Genomic DNA, 6,845 nt, shown 5'->3' on the forward strand with positions numbered 1-6,845 from the left:
CCCCCCCCACTACCCCTGTGGCGCTTACGCGCTGATGCCGTATTCCTTCAGCTTCTTGCGCAGGGTGGCGCGGTGGATGCCCAGCATCGCTGCAGCGCGGCTCTGGTTGCCTTCGCAGTGGTTGAGCACTTCCACGAACAACGGGATCTCCATCTCGCGCAGCACGATCTCGTAGACATCGTCCGCGTCGCAGCCATCGAGATCACGCAGGTAGCGGCGCACGGACTGGGCGACGTGTTCACGCAGCGGTGGCCGGGGAGCGCCACGACTGTTGTCAGGACGAGAAAGGACAGCGTTCAAGGGGGTTCCCGATTCGGTTGGCCCGTGCGCGCGGAGCGCGCGGCCGGACGAGGTGGTGGCGGTCAGTCTAGCGCGAGCGTGCTCGACCTGCCACGGCTGGGCGTCTTCAGCCTGGTCAGAGGAAGTCGAAGGTGAATGCGACAGTGGATGCGGCGGGCTCCTGTACACGGAACGCGATGCGTGCGCTCTGGCCCGGCTCCAGCGGTGCCGTTCCGGGGGCCTCGCCCAGGTACTGCGCGGGGGTGAACACACCGCTGCCGATCACCCGGCCATCGGCATCGGACAGCGACAGGCGAAGGTCCGGCCAGGCCTGCGCCCAACGCGCATCGTTGCGGATGCTGGCCTGTACCTGCAGCACGCCGGCCTGTCCGGGCAGCGGGCGGATCTCGCGGCTGGTCATGGTGAACGCGGTGGGTTCATGCCAGAGCGGCAGGCTGCAGTGGAGAACGCCGCACAGGGGGCCCAGCCATGCGCGGTTGCCGGCGTCGGCGGCCAGGCGCGCGCGGTCGGCCAGCACGCTCTGCAGCACCAGCAGCAGTGCCAGCCCGGCCACCAGCAGCCAGTGCCAGCGCGGTGCCGGCAGGGCGCGCGGTCGGGAGTTGCCGAGGAAACCGGGGGCATCACCGGCAAGCGGTGCTGCCGGCACCGCCACCGGCGCCGGTTCAAAGGGCGTGGGGTCCTGCACGATGACACTGTCATCATCGTGCCGCCTCTCTGCCGCCGGCGGTTGCGCCGGTGCGATGGGCTCGGCCGGAGGTTGTACCGTGGGCGCTGCAGGCATGGCGTCGTCCTGCATGCGCGCATCGGTCGCAGGTGCGGCTTCACCCTCCGGCGCAGTGCGCAGGAAGGTCGCCAGGGGGCGGCGCGGCGGGTTCGGCTCGGACATGCTCAGGGCGCGGGCTCGGATCCAGCAGTCATTCAACCACGATCAGGCGCGGCGCACGCCGGTGATGCGCATCCAGTCGCCATCCTGGGTGGCCTGCAGGTCGTCGAACCACGCGGTGTAGCGCTGCAGCAGCTCGCCTTCCTGCCCATGCAGGATGCCGGACAGCGCGATCCGGCCGCCGGCGGCGACGCGCGTGGCCAGCAGTTCGGCCAGTGCATCCAGTGCCGAGGCGAGGATGTTGGCGACCACGATCGGATAGGTCGCGACCGGTTCGTCCTGCGGCAGGTAGACCTGCATGCGTGCCTGCTCGCCGTTGCGCTCGGCATTGTCGGCGGTGGCGACCAGTGCCTGCGGGTCGTTGTCCACGCCGATGGCCTCAGCAGCGCCCAGCTTCAGCGCAGCCAGCGCGAGGATGCCCGAGCCACAACCGAAGTCGAGCACGCGCTGGCCCTGCAGCTGGCCGTCCACAGCCAGCTGGTCCAGCCAGCGCAGGCACAGCGCGGTGGTCGGGTGGGTGCCCGAGCCGAACGCAAGGCCCGGGTCCAGCCGCACCACGGCGGCGTCGGCGGCCTGTGCGGCGTCCGGCAGCTCATGGTTCCACGGCACGATCCAGGTACGGTTGCCGAAATCCATCGGCTGGAACTGGTCCAGCCAGGCGCGTTCCCAGTCTTCATCCTCCACCGCGCGGAAGCTGCCGCCGCTCCAGTCCAGCTCCGGATCGAAGGCTTCCAGTGCGGCCAGCAGCATCAGCGCGTTGCTGTCGGCGGGGAACAGTGCGCTCAGTACCAGGGTGTCCCACAGCGGGGTCTCGCCCACGCCCGGTTCGAGGATGGCCTGCTCGTTGCTGGTATCGGCTTCGGCATCGAGCAGGGTGACAGCCAGTGCGCCGACATCTTCAAGCGCGTTTTCATAGCGGGGCTGTGTGGCTTCGGTGCAGCGCAGAGTCAGTTCCAGGAACGGCATGGCGGTGGGGGCAATCGCGGGAAAGGGGGCCATGCTAGACCATCAGGGCGTCTCCGTATGCCTTGAGATGAACGAAGCCGGTTCAGACAGGGCTGCCGGGCCTTGCTAAACTGCACACTTTCCTGTGCGCCTTGACGCCTGCCTGCCGCTGATGGCCTTCGCTCCGACCCTGAAAACCTGGTTGCTCGTGCTGCCGGCGGTGGCTGTGCTGGGCGTGGTCGGGTATCGGGCCAGCGGCCACGTGTCGGCGGTGCCGGTATCGTCGGAGCTGCCGTCGGTGCTGTCGGCGAGCGACACCAGCACGTCGATGCCGGTGGTGCCCGAGGCGTTGGCACGCCGCCTGTCGGCTGTCGAGCGAGGTAACGCACTGCCCTCGGGGCTGCCGTTGGACCTGCGCGCCGACTTTGAGGAGGCCACGGATCTGTACGCGTATGCGCAGCGCCTGCGCGTGCAGGCCGATGACGGCAATCATGAAGCGCGCTGGATGCTGAGCCGGGTCTATGACTACTGCGCGCAGTACGCACTTGATCCGGGTGGCTATCGCCTGGACAACAATGTGCTGGCCGGGCTGGGGCTGACCGCTGCGCCGGCGATGGTGCAGGCACGCGAACGTGTCGCGCAGCGCTGCGGTGGTTTCGTGCCGGGCGACAAGCTGGGCGCCGCGCGGGTGCTGGCCGAGCGGCGCAAGGCGGCTGCACAGGGCAACCTGGCCGCAGAGGCATCGTTGTTCGCCGAAGGGGAGCCGCTGCATGACAGCCCCGAATACCGCCGTGACCTGGTCGAGCGGGTGCGTGCGTCGCGCGACCCGGAGGCCTTCATGGCCATTGCGCCGGGGATGGGCACACGGGCGGCGGGGGATCGCGCGATTGCCGACCAGGTGGCCGGTGAGCCGCTCAGTGAACTTGCATGGCGGGTTGCGGCCTGTGAACTCGGTCTACCGTGTGGTGCGGACAGCGTACTGGTGAACAGTTTTTGTGCGAACGGAGGGATCTGTTCGCAGGATGGAGCGCAGGATTTCCGGGATTTCGTGTATGACGCTGCGGTTTCGCGGCAAGGTTCGGGGAAGATGAAGCAGTGGATCAAGCGATTGGTTGGCAAGAAGAGAGGCGGGCAATGAACTATCGTCGACTCCTGCATGGGGCCAAATTCTGGTTCTGGGTGGCGTTGTTCGTGGCTTACTCGGCGGGTGCGGTCGGTCTGTTGATGATCGATACCTACGAGGATCGCTACCGGCATCTGTCAAAAGTGGAACTGACCACGGTAAAGGCGCAGGAAGACGTTCGCCGCGCCGGTGCCAGCCAGGTCGCGGCGGTCTATCGCGCGCAGAGCGGGATGCCGTTCGCCTCATTGCCGGCCGGCAGCACCTTCCAGGTGGTCTGGCCCGATGGTTCCACCGAAACCATGGTGATCGTCGATCCGAGTTCACCCAATGGCGTTCGCCCACTGGCGAACACGCAGATTCCGGCCGAAGTGGCGGACAAGCGCTGAACCTGTTTGCGTAGCGCCGAGTCAATGCTCGGCGCTACAGACAACAAAAAAGGGCGGGGAAATCCCCGCCCTTTTCATGTCCAGCGCCGGCTGCCGATCAGGTCAGCGCGATCGGCTTGTTCTTGCGCTCGGCCAGTCGCTTTTCCAGGTAATGGATGTTCTGGCCACCGGCCTGGAAGCCCTTGTCACGCATGATCCGCTGCTGCAGGGCGATGTTGGTCTTGATGCCGTCGACCACCATCTCGCTCAGCGCCACCCGCATGCGGGCGATGGCGGTTTCGCGGTCCGGGCCGTGCACGATCAGCTTGCCGATCATCGAGTCGTAGTTCGACGGCACGCGGTAGCCACTGTAGATGTGGGTGTCCACGCGCACGCCCGGGCCGCCCGGCGGATGGAAGCCGGTGATGGTGCCCGGGCTCGGCACGAAGGTTTCGGCGTCTTCGGCGTTGATGCGGCACTCGATGGCGTGGCCGGTGAGCACCACGTCGCTCTGCTTGATCGACAGCTTCTGGCCGGCGGCGATCTTCAGCTGCTCGGCCACCAGGTCGATGCCGGTGACCATTTCGGTGACCGGATGCTCCACCTGGATGCGGGTGTTCATTTCGATGAAGTAGAAGCGGCCGTCCTCGTACAGGAACTCGAACGTGCCGGCGCCGCGGTAGCCGATGCGCACGCACGCTTCGGTACACACCTTGCCGATCTGCTCGCGCTGTTCGGCGCTGATGCCCGGTGCCGGCGCTTCTTCCACCACCTTCTGGTGGCGACGCTGCATCGAGCAGTCGCGCTCACCCAGGTGGATGGCGTTGCCCTGGCCGTCGGCCAGCACCTGGATCTCCACGTGGCGCGGATTCTCCAGGAACTTCTCCATGTAGACCTCGCCATTGCCGAACGCGGCCTTGGCCTCGCTCTTGGTGGTTTCGATCGAGGTCTTCAGCGACGCTTCGGCGTGCACCACGCGCATGCCACGGCCACCGCCGCCGCCAGCCGCCTTGATGATGACCGGGTAGCCGATCTCACGGGCGATCTTGGTGTTGGCGACGATGTCTTCGCCCAGCGGGCCGCCCGAACCCGGCACGCAGGGCACGCCGGCGGACTTCATCGCGCGGATGGCTTCGACCTTGTCGCCCATCATGCGGATGGTGTCGGCCTTGGGGCCGATGAAGATGAAGCCCGACTCTTCCACGCGCTCGGCGAAGTCGGCGTTCTCCGACAGGAAGCCGTAGCCCGGGTGGATGGCCTGGGCATCGGTGACTTCAGCGGCGGCGATCAGCGCCGGGATGTTGAGGTAGCTCTGCGGCGACGGCGCCGGGCCGATGCAGACCGACTCGTCGGCCATGGCCACGTGCTTGAGGTTGCGGTCGACCGTGGAATGCACGGCCACCGTGCGGATGCCCAGGGTATGGCACGCGCGCAGGATGCGCAGCGCGATCTCCCCTCGGTTGGCAATGACGACTTTGTCGAGCATGGCGTGCCCCTCAGCCGATCACGAACAGCGGCTGGTCGAACTCCACCGGCTGGCCGTTCTCGCCGAGGATGGCGACGATGGTGCCGGACTTGTCGGCTTCGATCGGGTTGAACATCTTCATCGCTTCGATGATGGCCAGGGTCTCGCCTTCCTTGACCTGCTGGCCGACGCTGACGAAGGCCGGCTTGTCCGGGGCGGACGAGGCGTAGAAGGTGCCGACCATCGGCGAGCGCAGCACGTGGCCTTCCGGCAGCGCCGGGCCCGGCTTGGCGGTGCCGCCGGTGGAGGCTTCGGTCGGCGACTGCATCGGCATCGCCTGCGCGGCCGGGGCAGCCGGGGCAGCCGGGGCGGCATACACCGGTGCCGGCATCGGTGCGGCGTAGCCGGCCACCGGGGCACGCGACAGGCGCACCGACTCTTCGCCTTCCTTGATTTCGATTTCAGCCAGGTTCGACTCTTCCAGCAGGTCGATCAGCTTCTTGATTTTGCGGAGATCCATGGTGGCCTCTTTGCTCTTGATGTCAGTGTGGTGGGGAGCGCGTCGCGCTCGGGTCAAAGCAGTTCGTAGAACGCGCGCAGCTGCCGAGTACGGTCGCGCGTCTGGGTGATCAGGCATTGCATCTTCGCGGGATTGCGCGAGGTGCCGTCTGCGTTGAAGGCATACACCGCCTCGCAGTCTGCATCGCGCAGGGTGATCCAGATGCGCTGGGCCTTCACCAGCTGTTGTTCGGCCGCCGCGCAGCGGCTGCAGCTGCCATCGGCCGCCTGTGCCTTCAGTTCGTCGAGTGCCTGCGCGTAGACGGCGTTCAATTCGCGGTCGACATCGTCCAGGCGATCGGAATCGCACATGTCGCGCTCGTAGCCGCCGGTGGCCTGCGCGCAGTCAATGCCTTCGGCACTGCGGTCGCCCGCATGGGCAACGCCGCACAGGCCGGCGCACAGCGCGAGGCTGGCAAGCACGCGCGGCAGCATCTTCACGCGCCCGCCGCCTGCACGCGCGCCAGCGCCGCGTCCATCGCGTAGCGGTAGCTGTCGGCACCGAAGCCGCACACCACGCCCACCGCCTTGTCACTGAAGTAGCTGTGCTGGCGGAACGGTTCGCGGGTATGCGGGTTGGACAGGTGGATCTCGATGAACGGCACCGCCACCGCCGCCAGCGCATCGCGCAGGGCGACCGAGGTGTGGGTGAAGGCGGCCGGGTTGATCAGGATGAAAGCGGTTCCGTCTTTGCGCGCGGCCTGCACGCGGTCCACCAGAACATGCTCGGCATTGGACTGCAGGCTTTCCACGGCGTGCCCGGCGGCGGACGCCTGCGCGGCCAGCGCCTGGTCGATATCGGCCAGCGTGGTGTGGCCGTAGACCTCCGGCTCGCGGGTGCCGAGCAGGTTGAGGTTGGGGCCGTGCAGGACCAGCAGCTTCGCCATGGGATCCGGAAGACGGGAAAGGGCGGCAGTCTGGCGGAAGCGGCGGATGCTGTCCAGTTCGGCGAAGTTTGCCGTGTTTCAATCGATTGTTTGAAATTCGCCGGAGTGCTTGCGGCTGTACGGCGGGAGCCGGATCAAGGCGCGCTGAACGCCCGGCTTCCGGGGGATACGCGCACGTAGGCCGACGATGGCTACACGCCCACGGATCGGTAGATCCACGCCATGCGTGGATGAAGGAAGTTCGGTGCGCAGCAAGCTACGCACCCACCGAGGGGCAGCCCAAGGTGCGCTGCACGCCACCCCCCCCCCCCCCCCCCCC

9 protein-coding genes are annotated in these 6,845 nt (G+C 67.3%); 2 read left to right on the top strand and 7 right to left on the bottom strand.

The genetic code is table 11. The features are described from left to right. Nucleotides 1-24 precede the first annotated feature (24 nt). The 3 genes from fis to prmA form a co-directional block, all read right to left on the bottom strand. Nucleotides 25-300, bottom strand: coding sequence for a DNA-binding transcriptional regulator Fis (fis, locus tag O0J73_RS20775; protein WP_005419706.1), 276 nt, complete (start codon nucleotides 298-300; stop codon nucleotides 25-27). Between the two features lie 115 nt (nucleotides 301-415). Continuing rightward, nucleotides 416-1,186, bottom strand: a complete 771-nt coding sequence (locus tag O0J73_RS20780; protein WP_308309535.1) for a DUF3426 domain-containing protein — start codon at nucleotides 1,184-1,186, stop codon at nucleotides 416-418. A 42-nt stretch (nucleotides 1,187-1,228) separates the two neighbouring features. After that, on the bottom strand, nucleotides 1,229-2,149 hold the full coding sequence (gene prmA / locus O0J73_RS20785; RefSeq protein ID WP_308309538.1) for a 50S ribosomal protein L11 methyltransferase: 921 nt from the start codon (nucleotides 2,147-2,149) through the stop codon (nucleotides 1,229-1,231). Between the two features lie 151 nt (nucleotides 2,150-2,300). Here prmA and O0J73_RS20790 point away from each other — a divergent pair, with 151 nt between their 5' ends. Both O0J73_RS20790 and O0J73_RS20795 read left to right on the top strand, forming a co-directional pair. After that, on the top strand, nucleotides 2,301-3,266 hold the full coding sequence (locus O0J73_RS20790) for a hypothetical protein (RefSeq protein WP_308309539.1): 966 nt from the start codon (nucleotides 2,301-2,303) through the stop codon (nucleotides 3,264-3,266). Continuing rightward, complete coding sequence (locus O0J73_RS20795; RefSeq protein WP_006473316.1) at nucleotides 3,263-3,637, top strand: hypothetical protein; 375 nt, start codon at nucleotides 3,263-3,265, stop codon at nucleotides 3,635-3,637. The genes O0J73_RS20790 and O0J73_RS20795 overlap by 4 nt, the downstream gene beginning before the upstream one ends. A gap of 97 nt (nucleotides 3,638-3,734) precedes the next feature. On the opposite strand, the gene accC is transcribed toward O0J73_RS20795, so the two are convergent. From accC to aroQ, 4 genes are read right to left on the bottom strand one after another with little or no spacing between them, the layout of a single operon-like run. Next, the gene (accC, locus tag O0J73_RS20800) at nucleotides 3,735-5,102 is read right to left on the bottom strand and encodes an acetyl-CoA carboxylase biotin carboxylase subunit (protein ID WP_006473295.1); all 1,368 of its coding nucleotides are present in this window, start codon (nucleotides 5,100-5,102) and stop codon (nucleotides 3,735-3,737) included. A gap of 10 nt (nucleotides 5,103-5,112) precedes the next feature. Beyond that, nucleotides 5,113-5,601 carry an acetyl-CoA carboxylase biotin carboxyl carrier protein gene (gene accB, locus O0J73_RS20805; protein ID WP_049458315.1) on the bottom strand — a complete coding sequence of 163 codons (489 nt, stop codon included), beginning with the start codon at nucleotides 5,599-5,601 and terminating at the stop codon, nucleotides 5,113-5,115. A 53-nt stretch (nucleotides 5,602-5,654) separates the two neighbouring features. After that, nucleotides 5,655-6,080, bottom strand: coding sequence for a lysozyme inhibitor LprI family protein (locus tag O0J73_RS20810; protein ID WP_308309536.1), 426 nt, complete (start codon nucleotides 6,078-6,080; stop codon nucleotides 5,655-5,657). Next, entirely contained in the window at nucleotides 6,077-6,526 is a 450-nt protein-coding gene (gene aroQ / locus O0J73_RS20815; protein ID WP_308309537.1) for a type II 3-dehydroquinate dehydratase, read from the bottom strand. The genes O0J73_RS20810 and aroQ overlap by 4 nt, the downstream gene beginning before the upstream one ends. Between the last annotated feature and the right edge of the window lie 319 nt (nucleotides 6,527-6,845).

The sequence above is a fragment of the Stenotrophomonas sp. Sm6012 genome (assembly GCF_030985895.1).
GTDB classification, from domain to species: Bacteria; Pseudomonadota; Gammaproteobacteria; order Xanthomonadales; family Xanthomonadaceae; genus Stenotrophomonas; species Stenotrophomonas forensis.

What these genes read in the sequence shown, in the direction of transcription:
- accC (WP_006473295.1), bottom strand. Translation starts at nt 5,102, where the DNA reads ATGCTCGACAAAGTCGTCATTGCCAACCGAGGGGAGATCGCGCTGCGC.
- O0J73_RS20790 (WP_308309539.1), top strand. Translation starts at nt 2,301, where the DNA reads ATGGCCTTCGCTCCGACCCTGAAAACCTGGTTGCTCGTGCTGCCGGCG.
- accB (WP_049458315.1), bottom strand. Translation starts at nt 5,601, where the DNA reads ATGGATCTCCGCAAAATCAAGAAGCTGATCGACCTGCTGGAAGAGTCG.
- O0J73_RS20780 (WP_308309535.1), bottom strand. Translation starts at nt 1,186, where the DNA reads ATGTCCGAGCCGAACCCGCCGCGCCGCCCCCTGGCGACCTTCCTGCGC.
- aroQ (WP_308309537.1), bottom strand. Translation starts at nt 6,526, where the DNA reads ATGGCGAAGCTGCTGGTCCTGCACGGCCCCAACCTCAACCTGCTCGGC.
- prmA (WP_308309538.1), bottom strand. Translation starts at nt 2,149, where the DNA reads ATGCCGTTCCTGGAACTGACTCTGCGCTGCACCGAAGCCACACAGCCC.
- O0J73_RS20795 (WP_006473316.1), top strand. Translation starts at nt 3,263, where the DNA reads ATGAACTATCGTCGACTCCTGCATGGGGCCAAATTCTGGTTCTGGGTG.